This is a genomic window from Virgibacillus sp. L01 (genome assembly GCF_052246775.1).
GTDB lineage: Bacteria > Bacillota > Bacilli > Bacillales > Amphibacillaceae > Lentibacillus.
On the sequence record NZ_JBQQCP010000014.1, the window covers coordinates 1 to 15512 of the forward strand.

13 protein-coding genes, 2 rRNA genes and 1 other annotated feature are annotated in these 15512 nt (G+C 38.7%); all 15 genes read left to right on the forward strand.

Annotated elements, in window-relative coordinates:
* Nucleotides 1-115, forward strand: a 23S ribosomal RNA gene (locus tag ACTWQM_RS18630); the annotation flags it as partial.
* A 125-nt stretch (nucleotides 116-240) separates the two neighbouring features.
* Nucleotides 241-356 (forward strand): 5S ribosomal RNA (rrf, locus tag ACTWQM_RS18635).
* Nucleotides 357-1242: 886 nt separating this feature from the next.
* On the forward strand, nucleotides 1243-1941 hold the full coding sequence (locus tag ACTWQM_RS18640) for an MgtC/SapB family protein (protein ID WP_443259666.1): 699 nt from the start codon (nucleotides 1243-1245) through the stop codon (nucleotides 1939-1941).
* Nucleotides 1942-2230: 289 nt separating this feature from the next.
* Nucleotides 2231-2698: a CtsR family transcriptional regulator gene (locus tag ACTWQM_RS18645; protein ID WP_443259667.1), complete on the forward strand. Its 468-nt coding sequence runs from the start codon at nucleotides 2231-2233 to the stop codon at nucleotides 2696-2698.
* 14 nt (nucleotides 2699-2712) lie between these two features.
* A complete protein-coding gene (locus ACTWQM_RS18650) occupies nucleotides 2713-3249 on the forward strand; it encodes a UvrB/UvrC motif-containing protein (protein ID WP_443259668.1) in 537 nt (178 codons plus the stop codon).
* Nucleotides 3246-4310, forward strand: a complete 1065-nt coding sequence (locus tag ACTWQM_RS18655) for a protein arginine kinase (protein WP_443259669.1) — start codon at nucleotides 3246-3248, stop codon at nucleotides 4308-4310. Before ACTWQM_RS18650 ends, ACTWQM_RS18655 begins: the two co-directional genes overlap by 4 nt.
* A gap of 16 nt (nucleotides 4311-4326) precedes the next feature.
* Complete coding sequence (gene clpC, locus ACTWQM_RS18660) at nucleotides 4327-6759, forward strand: ATP-dependent protease ATP-binding subunit ClpC (RefSeq protein WP_443259670.1); 2433 nt, start codon at nucleotides 4327-4329, stop codon at nucleotides 6757-6759.
* Nucleotides 6760-7462: 703 nt separating this feature from the next.
* The gene (locus tag ACTWQM_RS18665) at nucleotides 7463-7585 is read left to right on the forward strand and encodes a hypothetical protein (RefSeq protein WP_443259671.1); all 123 of its coding nucleotides are present in this window, start codon (nucleotides 7463-7465) and stop codon (nucleotides 7583-7585) included.
* Between the two features lie 158 nt (nucleotides 7586-7743).
* Nucleotides 7744-9117 (forward strand): DNA repair protein RadA, encoded by a 1374-nt coding sequence (gene radA / locus ACTWQM_RS18670; RefSeq protein WP_443259672.1) that lies wholly within the window; start codon nucleotides 7744-7746, stop codon nucleotides 9115-9117.
* A gap of 196 nt (nucleotides 9118-9313) precedes the next feature.
* A complete protein-coding gene (locus ACTWQM_RS18675; RefSeq protein WP_443259673.1) occupies nucleotides 9314-10411 on the forward strand; it encodes a PIN/TRAM domain-containing protein in 1098 nt (365 codons plus the stop codon).
* Nucleotides 10412-10527: 116 nt separating this feature from the next.
* Complete coding sequence (gene gltX, locus ACTWQM_RS18680; protein ID WP_443259674.1) at nucleotides 10528-11997, forward strand: glutamate--tRNA ligase; 1470 nt, start codon at nucleotides 10528-10530, stop codon at nucleotides 11995-11997.
* Between the two features lie 43 nt (nucleotides 11998-12040).
* Nucleotides 12041-12256, forward strand: a binding site (T-box leader).
* 59 nt (nucleotides 12257-12315) lie between these two features.
* Complete coding sequence (gene cysE, locus ACTWQM_RS18685) at nucleotides 12316-12984, forward strand: serine O-acetyltransferase (protein ID WP_443259675.1); 669 nt, start codon at nucleotides 12316-12318, stop codon at nucleotides 12982-12984.
* Nucleotides 12965-14377: a cysteine--tRNA ligase gene (gene cysS / locus ACTWQM_RS18690; protein ID WP_443259676.1), complete on the forward strand. Its 1413-nt coding sequence runs from the start codon at nucleotides 12965-12967 to the stop codon at nucleotides 14375-14377. Before cysE ends, cysS begins: the two co-directional genes overlap by 20 nt.
* A 10-nt stretch (nucleotides 14378-14387) precedes the next feature.
* The gene (locus tag ACTWQM_RS18695; RefSeq protein WP_443259677.1) at nucleotides 14388-14765 is read left to right on the forward strand and encodes a Mini-ribonuclease 3; all 378 of its coding nucleotides are present in this window, start codon (nucleotides 14388-14390) and stop codon (nucleotides 14763-14765) included.
* A gap of 2 nt (nucleotides 14766-14767) precedes the next feature.
* A complete protein-coding gene (gene rlmB, locus ACTWQM_RS18700) occupies nucleotides 14768-15511 on the forward strand; it encodes a 23S rRNA (guanosine(2251)-2'-O)-methyltransferase RlmB (protein ID WP_443259678.1) in 744 nt (247 codons plus the stop codon).
* Nucleotide 15512: the final 1 nt, after the last annotated feature.

The following is a 15512-nucleotide window of genomic DNA, read 5'->3' on the forward strand; positions in this document are numbered from 1 at the left end:
TCCCATCACTTCGAGTGAGTAAGATCCCTCAGAGACGATGAGGTTGATAGGTCCGAGGTGGAAGCGTGGTGACACGTGGAGCTGACGGATACTAATAGATCGAGGACTTAACTAATTAATACTGATGTAATGTTGATGTAGAGCTCTTATTTAGTTTTTAGGGTATAAATTTACAAAAAGCCCTTGCATTTTTTCTTGAAAATGCATATAATATATTTTGTCTTTCAATTTAAGGACATGTCTGGTAGCATTAGCGGAGAGGACACACCTGTTCCCATGCCGAACACAGTAGTTAAGCTCTCCAGCGCCGATGGTAGTTGGGGCTTTGCCCCTGCAAGAGTAGGACGCCGCCAGGCATTATAAAAAGCTAAGGTACAACATTGTATCTTAGCTTTTTTATATAGAAATTTATAAATTGCCTTTTGCCTAATTAACGATGCAACTGATTCTACTACCCAGCTTAAGCAGCAGTGGGGTTTTGAGTCCATTACCTTGCCGACCGGTGGCCAAAGTTCATACTTTCATATGCTCGCTCAGAATTTAAATTCGTTCAAGACATTGAGATAATTTCCTTCAGAACTTACAGATAAAGCAACTTCAGTTATCATGAACGTCCACATCTTTTAGCTCTTGTAAGCGCTAAAGCCAAAAGTGCTATCACACCCTTTAGATTAGTCAGTTATCATTGTGATTTCTGAATGGAGCATCATCTTTTTCATAAGAGGTGCATTGGATTTCCTGTTGGTGTTTGGCTATTAACGATCGAAAAACGAGTAAGTCCTATAATTGTGTAAAAAGAAAATTAGAAAACTTAGCTTATCGTCAAGCCTTAATATAGAAAATCCTTAGTTGCACTTATGCAATAAGAAAGTATTTATACTTTCTTATCTGCTAAAGAAGGGCCAAATTAATTCCTTATGATAAAATGTTTATCAACCACGAAAAACAAGGAGGAATTGATTATAACCCATCTACATTTTAACCTAAATAAGGACTTTTTAAATGACTCATCAATGAACTCAAATATCTATAATGTTGTTAAATATTCTATTAGTTTAGTGAGTAAATGAAAAAAGAGCGTAATCAGTATTTAGAAGTGCTACATAAACTATTCTTTTATGTAGCAAGCCGTATCTGATCTGACTTTCAACCAACGCTTAAAAGCGATGGACTTTCTCGTTCGTGAAAATTTGTAATTTAGTTTAAAATAAAAGGATATATATGTGGTGAGGAGGATAGTGGATGATTGAATATATAAATCAATTTTTTGGCGATAATTTTTTAATTATTATGGTTCGTGTATTGATAGCTTTGTTACTTTCAGGTTTAATCGGATTTGAACGAGAAATAAAAAATCATTCTGCAGGATTTCGGACCCATATTTTGGTAGGGGTTGGCTCTTGTTTAATGATGTTATTATCTTTATATGGTTTTGAAGAATTTATTGGCGAATACGATAATATTCGGTTTGATCCAGCTCGTATACCTTCTTATGTAATAAGTGGCATCGGTTTTCTTGGTGCGGGTACTATTATTGTTAATGGAATGACTATTCGTGGGCTAACTACTGCAGCGTCTATATGGGCTGTTGCTGGACTAGGACTAGTAGTAGGTGCTGGGATGTATGCTCCTGCAATGTTTACAACACTAATTATTTTGTTAAGTTTAGTATTTCTAAACAATTTTGAAAAGCTATTTACTAAAGGACGATCATCTTACTTAATTGAAATCGTTGCGATGCCTGATTTAAAAGTTAATAATATTGTATCAATATTTGAAGAGTATAATTTATCTATTAAGCAAGTCGAAATCGAACGTGTTGATAACGATCTTCGCAATATCTTTATTAAGATTGACCGGGATAAGGATTTAGATCGGGTATCGCTGTTCGCTGAAGTATCAAAAATAAAGCATGTCAAAAATATTATCGAACGAAAATAAAACTGAGAACCTTACGATTAATTTTGTAAGGTTTTTTTAAAAGACTTTTTTACTGCATAAGTGGAATTAAGGGTTATCTATATTAAAGGCTTTACGATAAGCCAAGTTTTCTAATGTTTCATTTAGCTTCAACTTGTCTAAAATAGGTATAGATCATTGTATTTGCATATGAATTAATTTAAAGTATAATAAAAATATAGTCAAAGTTAGTCAAAGTCAAAGCTTAAAATTAAAAAGTGCAGGAAAGACATATAAATGTAATTCATAAGATGAAAGAGGGGGAGGGTATATGAGTAACATTTCGGATATTATAGAACAACATTTAAAGAAAATTCTGGAGGCTGCAAGGCAGGATGCGATTGAGATTAAGCGAAGTGAGATTGCTGATCAATTTCATTGTGTGCCATCACAAATTAACTATGTGATTAATACACGCTTCACTGTGGAAAAAGGATATATAGTTGAAAGTAAGCGTGGTGGTGGAGGTTATATTCGGATTATCCGGATTCAGCATCAGGACAAATCTGAATTAATTGATGATATTTTAGAAATGATAACTCCCCAAGTAACACAGCAGGCTGCTCTTGATATACTGGAAAGGTTGCTGGAAGAAGAAATTGTTACAGAGCGTGAAGCAAAAATTATTTTAAGCGCAATTGGCAGAAATACACTGGCATTTCAATTGCCATTGCGCGATGAGGTTCGTGCCCGTATATTAACCTCGATGCTGTCGACTTTAAAATATTTAAACAAATAAAGGGGGAGATAAGAATGGAATGCCAAAAGTGCCATAAACGGCAAGCTACCCTCCATTTTTCACAAGTTATAAATGGAAATAAAACAGAAGTGCACGTTTGTGAAGTCTGTGCAAAAGAAAAAGGATATATGTCCTATCCTGAAGAAGCGTATTCTCTTCATAATTTATTATCCGGTTTATTCAACTTTGATTCTTCATCTATAGACAGTCCAAAAGGCTCATCACATAAACAGGCTGAAGATTTGCAGTGCCCGCAATGTGAAATGACGTTTTCTGAATTTAAACGTGTCGGTAAGTTTGGCTGTGCTGAATGCTACCGGACTTTTTCAGAACGTCTGGATCCAATTCTTCGTCGTGTGCATAGCGGAAATACGAAGCACCACGGCAAGATCCCTACCCGTAAAGGTGGAGATTTGCATTTGAAGAAGGAAATAGAGTCACATAAGGCAGAACTGCACCATCTAATTGAAAATGAGGCTTTCGAGGATGCTGCAAAGGTCCGGGACGAAATTAAGGAATTGGAAAAACAGATGCGAGGTGATAAAACATGACCTTACAACAATTTATGAATGAAGCTATTAGTCCATGGATGAGAGAAGATGGCCCTGACAGTGATATTGTTTTAAGTAGCCGGATTAGACTGGCTCGTAATTTTGCAGATTACTCCTATCCAATATTAGCTAACCAGAAGGATCTTCAAAGTATCAGTAAGTTTATCCAAGATGAATATGAACAGAAGTCTTTTCAGGATTATCAGAATTTCGAATTTATATCTCTCAGTGAATTAAAACCGGTGGAAAAACGTGTTTTGGTCGAAAAACATTTAATTAGCCCGCATCTAGTAGAGCACGGAGACTTTGCAGCAACACTCATTTCAAAAAATGAGCAAGTATCTGTTATGATAAATGAAGAGGATCACATCCGGGCCCAGCTTTATTTTCCCGGGTTTCAATTAAATGAGGCACTTGAAAAAGCTTTTGAATTTGATGATTGGCTGGAGGAAAAAATTGATTATGCATTTGATGAAAAACATGGTTATTTAACAACTTGCCCGACAAATGTTGGAACGGGAATGCGTGCTTCTGTTATGATGCATCTTCCAGCATTAGCCTGGACTCAGCAAATCAATCGGATGATACCGTCAATTAATCAGCTTGGGCTTGTAGTTCGTGGTATCTATGGTGAGGGAAGCGAATCAATTGGAAATATATTCCAAATTTCCAATCAGATTACACTTGGCAAGTCTGAAGAAGATATTGTTGAGGATTTACAAAGTGTTGTCCAACAGTTAATTGAACACGAACGTAATGCCAGAAATAGAATAATGGAACAGTCGAGTATTAAGTTAGAGAACAGAATTTATCGCTCATACGGAGTATTGGAATATAGTAGAATACTGGAATCAAAAGAAGCCGCAAAATGTTTATCAAATGTTCGGCTGGGAATTGATTTGGGAATTATAGAAAAAGTACCACGTAATATACTTAGCGAGTTAATGGTTCTCACGCAACCTGGTTTTTTACAGCAATATGCAAAAAAGACTTTAACAGCGGATGAGCGAGATGTGTTTAGAGCATCACTAGTTCGTGAACGGCTGCAATTAGAGAAATAGGTAGGAGGAAATCGATATGATGTTTGGACGATTTACGGAAAGAGCTCAAAAAGTGTTGGCATTATCCCAGGAAGAAGCAGTACGGCTGGGCCACAATAATATTGGTACAGAGCATGTATTGTTAGGACTTGTCCGTGAAGGGGAAGGAATCGCTGCAAAAGCATTGCAATCATTAGGATTAGAGGTTCCGAAAATACAGGAGGAAGTGGAGAAGCTAATTGGTGTAGGCAAACAGCCAATGCAAACGATTCATTATACGCCGCGTGCCAAAAAAGTAGTCGAGTTATCTCAGGATGAGGCACGTAAGCTAGGTCATTCCTATGTAGGAACAGAACATATTCTATTAGGTTTAATTCGTGAAGGCGAAGGTGTTGCAGCACGTGTTCTTAATAACCTTGGTGTTAGCTTGAATAAGGCACGGCAACAAGTACTTCAGCTATTAGGCAGTAACGAATCACAAGCAGGTCGCCAGGGACGTGGTAATGCACAAGCATCAAGTGCAAACACTCCGACATTAGATTCTTTGGCACGTGACTTAACTGTTAGTGCAAAAGAAGGAAATGTTGATCCGGTTATTGGCCGTGGAAAAGAAATTGAAAGAGTAATTCAAGTACTTAGTCGCCGAACTAAAAACAATCCTGTCTTAATCGGGGAGCCGGGTGTTGGTAAAACCGCTGTTGCGGAAGGATTGGCTCAGCAAATAGTCGATAATGAGATTCCAGAAACATTACGTGATAAACGTGTTATGACACTTGATATGGGAACTGTTGTTGCAGGAACCAAATATCGTGGTGAATTTGAAGACCGGCTTAAAAAAGTGATGGAGGAAATTCGTCAGGCAGGAAACATTATCCTGTTCATTGACGAATTGCATACATTAATTGGAGCTGGTGGTGCGGAAGGTGCTATCGATGCATCCAATATTCTTAAACCAGCATTATCCCGTGGCGAACTGCAATGTATTGGTGCCACTACACTTGACGAATACCGTAAATATATTGAAAAAGATGCTGCGCTAGAACGTAGATTCCAGCCAATACAGGTCGATGAGCCAACATTGGAAGAAACAGTTCAAATCTTGAGGGGATTACGTGATCGCTATGAGGCCCATCATCGTGTGACGATTCCGGATGAGGCTGTAGAGGCAGCTGCAAATCTGTCAAACCGTTATATTACCGACCGGTTTTTACCAGATAAGGCAATTGATTTAATCGATGAAGCAGGATCTAAAGTTCGATTGCGTTCGTATACAATTCCGCCAAACTTAAAAGAACTGGAACAGAAACTGGAAGAAGTTCGCAAAGAGAAGGATTCCGCAGTACAAAGTCAGGAATTTGAAAAAGCTGCATCGCTACGTGATTCAGAACAGCGTCTGCGTGAAGAATTAGAAGAAACCAAGAGTAAGTGGAAAGAAAAGCAAGGTCAGGAAACTTCTGAGGTAACGGTAGAAGATATTGCTAAAGTTGTTTCTACATGGACCGGTGTGCCTGTTTCTAATCTCACTAAAGATGAAAGTGACCGACTGTTAAACCTCGAAAAAACGTTACATGGCCGTGTTATCGGTCAAGAAGAGTCCGTAAACGCAGTATCAAAAGCAATCCGTCGCGCTCGTGCTGGATTAAAAGATCCTAAACGGCCAATTGGTTCATTCATTTTCCTAGGTCCAACAGGAGTTGGTAAAACCGAGCTTGCACGTGCGTTAGCTGAGGCAATGTTTGCTGATGAGGAAGCGATGATTCGAATTGATATGTCTGAATACATGGAAAAACATTCAACTTCCCGTCTTGTAGGTTCACCACCCGGATATGTAGGTTATGAAGAAGGTGGCCAGCTTACGGAGAAAGTACGAAGAAAACCTTATTCTGTTGTATTATTAGATGAAGTTGAGAAGGCCCACCCGGAAGTATTCAATATCTTACTGCAGGTACTTGAGGATGGTCGTTTAACTGATTCAAAGGGCCGCGTCATTGATTTTCGTAATACCGTTCTCATCATGACTTCCAACGTAGGTGCAGATGAATTGAGGCGGAATAAATATGTTGGTTTTAACTTAGAAGAAGAGAATCAGGATTACAATAATATGAAAACCAAAGTAACCGAAGAGTTGAAAAAAGCATTTAGACCAGAGTTCTTGAATCGAATTGATGAAACGATTGTATTCCATTCATTAGAGCGTAAACACATGAAAGATATTGTGACACTAATGATAAAACAATTGCAGCAACGCTTGAAACAACAGGAAATCGAATTTACGCTTACCGATAAAGCGATTGAAAAGATTGCTAATGAAGGATTTAATCCGGAATATGGGGCACGCCCATTACGCAGATCCATTCAAAAGAATATAGAAGATTTACTATCTGAAGAATTGCTGAAAGAAACAATCTCAAAAGGTGAAAAAGTAAAAATAGGGTTAAATAACAAGGGAGAATTTACTGTCTTAACCTAAAACCAATTAAATACCCTGCAAAAAGCTGAAAGGGAACTCCCTTTCAGCTTTTTTATGCAATGGCTAAAAGTTATTGATTTAACTCAACTTTCGCATTTATAGAAAAAGCTCAAACAGCTATCCGCATAATCCCAGAACCTTTTTAAATTGTTGCCTCAACAATATTGATTAAAGTATTTTGTACACATAAGATATAAAATGCGACGTAGTGTAGATAAATACTTGAGTGCTATGACACCGCTCCGGAAATACACTTCGCGCACCTAGGGCGGCTGATGAGCCTCCTTGCTCCTACGTCGCTGCGTAGTCTCATCTAGGCCTCAGCTCCCACAGGAGTCTACGTGTATTTCCTTCGCTGGGTTTTGCTCACTTTATCCTGTAAATTAATTAATGCTTATTGTGACATTGTTTCTTAGCCATAGGGAACAACTTCAGTAGTGAAGGCTTTCTGATTAATGCGTAGTTATAGTCCAGGAGTTCATGGAGTTATTCTAAGCTGCGGAAAAATGCGAGACTCCTATGGGTCATCGGCTAAGAACGGTCACGTCCTGTGACCAACGCCGATACTAGAACGTCCTGTTCGTCGAAGGAACAGTCTGAAGACCCCGCAACGAGCGATTTTTGCTCGTGAGGAGGCTGAAGCGTTCCCCATGGAAAGCGAGTATTTTTCCGAAGCGTTGGATTAGCACTCATATTATAAAGAATGGAAGGAATTTACGATAAAGTTACTTTGCTGGCAAACATCAATCTCACTAGAAGAGCATTAGCAGTTAAGAAAGCTCTTACTCTCAACATAGCAAAACATCAGAATCCTTTTAACGATTAGTCAGGATTTCTAATTCATCACCCTTAACAGGGAAAGATGTTAAACTAGTTCTTGTGGCATAAGTATGTAAATTTTTTTGTTTAATTGATAGAATTCTGTAACCTTCATGTTATGTTTTTCGTATAGAATAGAAGTTGAACTGAAAGGGTTGAATCACATTGGCAAAACGAAAAGTTAAGTTTGTTTGTCAGGATTGCGGCTATGAATCTGCAAAATGGATGGGTAAATGTCCAGGCTGTCATAATTGGAACACATTAGTAGAAGAAATTGAAGCATCAAGTATGAAAAACAGACATACAGTAGGTGGGGAAGCAAAAGCAGCCCGTAAACCTGAGAGTATTACAGCAATAGATTCAGAGAAAGAACCACGTATGACAACAACGATGATTGAATTTAATCGTGTGCTAGGCGGTGGTATTGTTCCGGGTTCACTAGCGTTAATTGGTGGTGACCCAGGTATCGGAAAATCTACATTACTTTTACAAATCTCAGCCCAATTAGCTGAAAAGCAATTGCCTGTTCTTTATATATCTGGTGAGGAATCTACCCGCCAAACAAAGCTCCGTGCTGACAGATTGGGAGTCAAGTCTGATTTGTTATATGTATTGGCAGAAACTAATTTACTTGATATCACTAACCAAATTGAACAAATTAAACCATCTTTCGTTGTAATTGATTCCATTCAGACTATTTTTCGTGAAGAAGTTACAAGTGCACCAGGAAGTGTATCCCAAGTGCGTGAATGTACGAGTGAATTAATGAGGATTGCCAAAACAAATGGGATTCCTATCTTTATTGTTGGACACGTAACGAAAGAGGGTGCCATTGCGGGGCCTCGAATGCTTGAACATATGGTTGATGCAGTTCTTTATTTTGAAGGGGAACAACATCATACACATCGTATTTTGCGCGGGGTTAAGAATCGCTTTGGAAGTACACATGAAATGGGAATATTTGAAATGAAGGAAGAAGGACTTAGGGAAGTGTTAAATCCTTCTGAAATTTTCCTAGAGGAACGCTCCCAAGGTACGTCAGGATCAACTGTTGTTGCCTCCATGGAGGGGACAAGACCCGTTTTGGTTGAAATTCAGGCATTAATATCACCTTCAAGCTTTGGAAATCCAAGACGAATGGCAACAGGAATTGACTCAAATCGTGTTCCATTGTTAATGGCTGTATTAGAGAAACGTGTTGGATTGATGCTACAGAACCAGGATGCCTATATAAAAGTAGCTGGAGGAGTTAAGCTTGATGAACCAGCAATAGACTTAGCGGTTGCGGTGAGTATTGCGTCGAGTTTCCGTGATCAGGCTACCAAGCCGGAAGATATAATTATTGGAGAGGTAGGACTGACAGGAGAAATAAGGCGTGTATCCCGAATTGAGCAACGCGTCCAGGAAGCGGCAAAACTGGGATTTAAACGAGTCATTTGTCCAAAGAAAAACCTAGAGGGCTGGAATGCACCTGAATCGATACAGGTTGTTGGTGTTAATACTGTACAAGAAGCATTGGATATTGGATTGGATAGATAGATCATTAATTCAGTGTGAAATTAATTGACAGGTATAATGTCATGTGTTAAAATTTATTGTTTATTAAATTGACTGTTAATTGCAGTTATGCTATGGTTTAGTTGATATTATAAGTTTTTTACACTTCCAAGATTATTTTTATTTAGGGTTATTTTTAGAAAAATAGGTAATAATAAAAAGATAGGAGGTGACGGTGGTGCTGAAAAAAATTGTCCATTTATTTTTTATCATTAGTGGAGGTACCATTGGGTATTTATATATACCGGATATTATAGAATTATTAGATTTTACAGATGCAAGTTGGATAGCATCCCCATATGTTGGTTTAGTTTTGGGTGCAATTATACTATCTCTTATTTCTTATTGGCTGACTGATTATATTGTCGGATTATTAAGGTGGATCGAGGAGGCACTCATTAAGGTGCCTGTTGGCGATTTATTTTTTGGCAGCCTAGGATTAATTATTGGTTTAGTTGTTGCATATCTGATCAATATTGCACTGAAGGATATTGATATTGAGTTTGTTTCACAGGTGATTCCATTATTTGTTACCATTTTACTTGGTTACTTTGGTTTTCAGGTTGGGTTTAGACGAAGAGAAGAATTCGTGAACTTATTAAATATCAGTAAAAAGGAACGCGATAAGCGGAATACAACTGATGGTGACTCTAGTGAACAGACACAGCCTAAAGCTAAAATCTTAGATACAAGTGTTATTATTGATGGACGTATCGCGGATATTTGCCAAACTAGTTTCTTAGAAGGAACCATTGTAATTCCACAGTTTGTATTAGGAGAATTGCAGCATATTGCTGACTCATCAGATGTATTGAAACGTAACCGCGGACGACGTGGGTTGGACGTTTTGAATCGTATTCAAAAGGAATTGCCGGTTAAAGTTGAAATATACGAAGGTGACTTTGAAGAGATTCAGGAAGTTGACAGTAAACTGATAAAACTAGCAAAAGTGATCAATGGTATCGTTGTTACAAATGACTTTAATCTGAACAAAGTATGTGACCTTCAAGGTGTACACGTGCTAAATATTAATGATCTTGCAAATGCTGTGAAACCAGTAGTACTTCCGGGAGAAGAACTGATGGTTCAAGTAATAAAAGACGGTAAAGAACAAAATCAGGGTATTGCTTATTTGGATGACGGCACCATGATTGTTGTTGAAGAAGGCCGTGATTACATCGGTAAAACAATAGAGGTACTTATTACTAGTGTTCTGCAAACATCTGCAGGTCGAATGATTTTTGCTAAACCGAAATTACTTGAAAAAGCACTGTAAAAAAGGTATAACTTATAGAGGATGAAAAAGTGATAACGTAGTATGTTATCACTTTTTTCTAATACTAAATGTACTGTTCTTTATATATTGTTAACTAATAGAAAGGGGTACCTAACATGACAGATCAAGTTCGTGTTCGTTATGCGCCAAGTCCTACTGGTAATTTACATATAGGGAATGCGCGGACGGCACTGTTTAATTATTTATATGCGAAACATTTTGATGGGAAGTTCATTATCCGGACGGAGGATACTGATGAGAAGCGAAATGTAGCCGGAGGAGAAGAGAGTCAGCTTAAATATTTAAAATGGCTCGGCATCGAATGGGATGAAGGTGCTGACATTGGTGGAGACTATGGCCCATACCGTCAGATGGAACGACTGGATATATATGATAAATACGTAGATGAATTGCTTGAAAAGGGTTTAGCCTACAAATGTTATATGACCGAAGAAGAACTTGATCAGGAACGAGAAGAGCAACGTGCTAAAGGACAAGTCCCAAAATACTCTGGTGCACACGGTGATTTAACGGCAGAAGATATTGTCCAGTTTGAACAGGAAGGACGTAAGCCGAGTATCCGTATGCGTGTTCCTGCTAATAAGGATTATACGTTTAATGATATTGTACGGGGTAACATAAAGTTTGAATCAAGTGATTTTGGTGACTGGGTTATTGTTAAGAAAAGTGGGACACCAACATACAATTTTGCCGTTGCGATTGATGATCATTTAATGCAGATTTCACATATCCTGCGCGGTGAAGAGCATATTTCCAACACGCCTAAACAAATGATGGTGTATGATGCCTTTGGATGGGAAGCGCCAAGATTTGGTCATATGACTCTCATTCTGAATGAAGATCGTAAAAAACTGAGCAAACGTGATGAGCATATTCTGCAATTTATTGAACAATATCGTAACTTAGGCTATTTGCCTGAAGCATTATTTAACTTCATTACGTTGCTTGGCTGGTCTCCGGTAGGCGAAGATGAAATCTTTAATCAAGAAAAATTAATTGAGATTTTTGATCCTGAGCGGTTATCCACGTCTGCGGCAATTTTTGATCAGCATAAATTAAAATGGATGAATAACGAGTATATTAAAGCAACTGATATTGAGAAAGTAATAGAATTAGCAATGCCACACCTGATTGAGGCTGGAAGATTACCTGAAGACATGGATGCTTCTACAAGGGAATGGGCAGATAATGTTATCACATTGTATCGGGAACAACTGCGATACGGAGCAGAAATCGTTGAATTAACGGAGTTGTTTTTCAAGGAATCCATAGAATATGATGAAAATGCTATGGAAATATTGCAACAGGAGCAGGTACCTGAAGTATTGCAGGTTTTTGCTGATAAACTAATCCATCTGGATGACTTTACGAAGGATTCTATTAAAGCTGAAATTAAGGCAACGCAAAAAGAAACAGGCCACCGAGGTAAAAAGCTATTCATGCCTATTCGTGTTGCAACAACAGGACAAGCACATGGACCTGAGCTTCCAATGGCGATAGAATTATTAGGAAAAGAAATTATTTTAAGCAGACTGGATAAAGTGTTAAATAAATTAGAAGCTTAATTAATTCACATCGAGCCAAAAATATAATATAGTAGTAATACAATATTGAGCGTTGATAAGGAGAAGTAAAAAACGGAGGACTTATCCAGAGAGAATCGCCTGGGCTGGGAGCGATTTAAAGTACCGTTTTTGAAATGCACCTTTGAGCCCGTTATGGAAGAAATGTACATAACGGCGGTACTCTGCCGTTATTAGAGTATAAGTTGGGAGAAGCAATTATCTCCAAACAGAGTGGAACCGCGCCATAAGCGTCTCTGTGTATTGAATACACAGAGGCGTTTTTTAATGCAAAGATTTTGGGGAGGAGGCGTTGTTATCATGGGATTTTTTAAACGAATAAAAGAAGATATGGATGTAGTTTTTGAACAGGATCCGGCAGCACGGAACTATTTTGAAGTATGCTTAACATATTCCGGTTTGCATGCAATTTGGAATCACCGTATTGCCCATTTTTTCTTTAAGCGCCGATTATATTTTATTGCACGTGCTATATCGCAAATAAGCCGCTTTTTAACTGGTATTGAAATACACCCTGGTGCGAAAATCGGCAGGAAGTTTTTTATCGACCATGGCATGGGAGTTGTGATTGGTGAAACCTGTGAGATAGGTGATAATGTTACCGTTTTTCAGGGGGTAACGTTAGGAGGAACAGGCAAAGAAAAAGGAAAACGTCATCCTACTATTAAAGACAATGCCCTTATCGCTACAGGCGCCAAGGTGCTTGGCTCTATAACCATCGGCGAAAGTTCAAAGGTCGGTGGTGGTTCGGTAGTACTAAAAGATGTACCTGATCACTCAACGGTTGTGGGGGTTCCTGGACGTGTTGTTGTTCAGAACGGTCAAAAGTTACGTAAAAATCTCGACCACCATAAATTGCCGGATCCTGTAGCAGATCGCTGTGATCAGCTTCAAGAGGAAATTAACTCATTACAAGAAGAATTAGCAAAGCTGAAAGAAGGGAAGCAAAATGCCGATAACCATTTATAATACATTAACCCGTCAAAAAGAAGTGTTTAAGCCACTTGAAGAAGGCAGAGTCAGCATGTACGTGTGTGGCCCGACTGTCTACAATTATATTCATATAGGGAATGCACGTCCTGCAATTGTTTTTGATACGGTACGAAGGTATCTGGAATATAAGGAATATCAAGTCGACTATGTATTAAATTTTACAGATGTTGATGATAAGATCATTAAGGCGGCAAATGAGTTAGGTAATGAAGTATCGGATGTGGCAAATCGCTTTATTGACGCTTATTTGGAGGATGTTGAATCACTAGGCGTGAAAAAGGCAACCTATAATCCACGTGTTACCGAATCAATGAATGATATCTTAACTTTTATTGAAGCGTTAATTGCAAAAGGATATGCATATGAAGTCGACGGGGATGTCTACTTTAAGCCTCGTTCATTTGATGGATATGGAAAATTATCACACCAATCAATTGATGAATTGCGCTCAGGTGCACGAATCAAGGTTGGTGAGAAAAAAGAAGACCCACTTGATTTTGCGTTGTGGAAAAAAGCAAAGGATGATGAAATAGCCTGGGACTCTCCGTGGGGACAAGGCAGGCCGGGGTGGCATATCGAGTGCTCCGCAATGGCCAAAAAATACCTTGCTGAAACAATTGATATTCATGCCGGTGGACAGGATTTAGCGTTTCCGCATCATGAAAATGAAATCGCACAATCTGAGGCAATGACAGGTAAATCTTTTGCGAGATACTGGATGCATAATGGATACATTAATATTGATAATGAAAAAATGTCCAAATCGCTGGGTAATTTCGTATTAACGCGGGATATCATTCAACAGCATGACCCGCAGGTGGTTCGGTTCTTTATGCTAAGTGTTCATTATCGTAATCCGATAAATTTTACCGAGGAATTGCTGGATGGCGCCAAAAATAGCCTGGACCGTATTAAAAATGCATACTTCAACTTGGAGCATCGTAAGCAAACAAGTATGGACATGGATAAAAATGCAGAACAGTGGCTGGAAAAAGTTACGAAGCTGAATGAGCAATTTGAGGAATCGATGGATGATGACTTTAATACTGCAAATGCAATTTCGGTCTTATTTGAATTGACTAAAGAAGCGAACCTCTATCTGCAGGGAAAACACACCTCCATAAAAGTAATTGAAGAAATTCAAAACAGCTTCACCACTTTACTGGATGTGTTAGGGATTTATATTGAGCAGGAAGAGGAATTACTTGATGAAGAAATCGAAGCACTATTGCAAGAACGAGTAGAAGCCAGAAAGAAGCGTAACTTTAATCGGGCAGACGAAATACGCGATAGTCTAAAAGAAAAGAATATTATCTTAGAGGATACGCCTCAAGGAACCCGCTGGAAAAGGGATAGTAATGAATCCTGATGTGAAGCTGATGAAAAGTTTAGCTCTTGCTTACATGGGTGATGCTGTTTATGAAGTCCATGTAAGAGAGTATTTATTACAAACTGGCAATGTGAAACCGAATCAGTTACATCGATCGGCCATTTCCTTTGTGTCGGCAAAGGCACAAGCTGCAGTTATATTACATTGGCTGGAAACGGAACTTCTTTCTAATGAAGAGAAAGGAGTTGTTTCCAGAGGGCGTAATGCAAAGTCTGGAACAGTCCCTAAAAATACGAGTGTACAGGCGTATAATTATAGTACGGCGTTTGAGGCGTTAATCGGTTATCATTACTTGCAAAAGAATGAAAGCAGGTTAGAAGAATTGATAACACAAGCAATTCAATTCAGTGAAGGGAGGAGAGGCTAACCATGGATCAGGAGATTATTATCGGTAAGAACCCTGTAATCGAGGCACTGAACTCTGGTCGATCAGTAAACAAGGTATTAGTATCAGAACAACTGAACAAACAATTGTTTGGGAAACTGCAAAAACTTAGCAGGAATGCTGGCACTACGATTCAGAAAGTACCTAAAAAGAAGCTTGATCAGCTTGTGGAAGGTTCGCATCAAGGTATTGCAGCCTATGTGGCATCCTATCAGTATGCTTCTTTGGAAGACCTGTTTGATAAAGCAGAGAACAAAAAAGAAATGCCGTTTTTTATCATACTGGACGAGTTAGAGGATCCTCATAATTTAGGATCAATCTTAAGGACTGCTGATGCCACAGGTGTTCACGGGGTAATTATTCCAAAACACAGGTCAGTTGGTCTAACTTCAACCGTGGCAAAAACTGCAGCAGGCGCACTGGAGCATATTCCTGTTGCCAGGGTGACGAATATTGCAAATACCATTGATGAATTAAAGCAACGTTATGTCTGGGTTGTTGGAACAGCAGCTGATGGTACAGAAGATTACCGTGAGCTTGATGGTGATATATCAATAGCCGTTGTGATTGGAAATGAAGGTAAAGGGATAAGCCGTTTGGTTAAAGACAAGTGCGATTGGACTGTTAGCCTTCCCATGACTGGACATGTTTCCTCCTTGAACGCGTCTGTTGCATGCAGTTTATTGTTGTATGAAATATATCGAAAAAGATTTCCGCTTGGTGATTAGT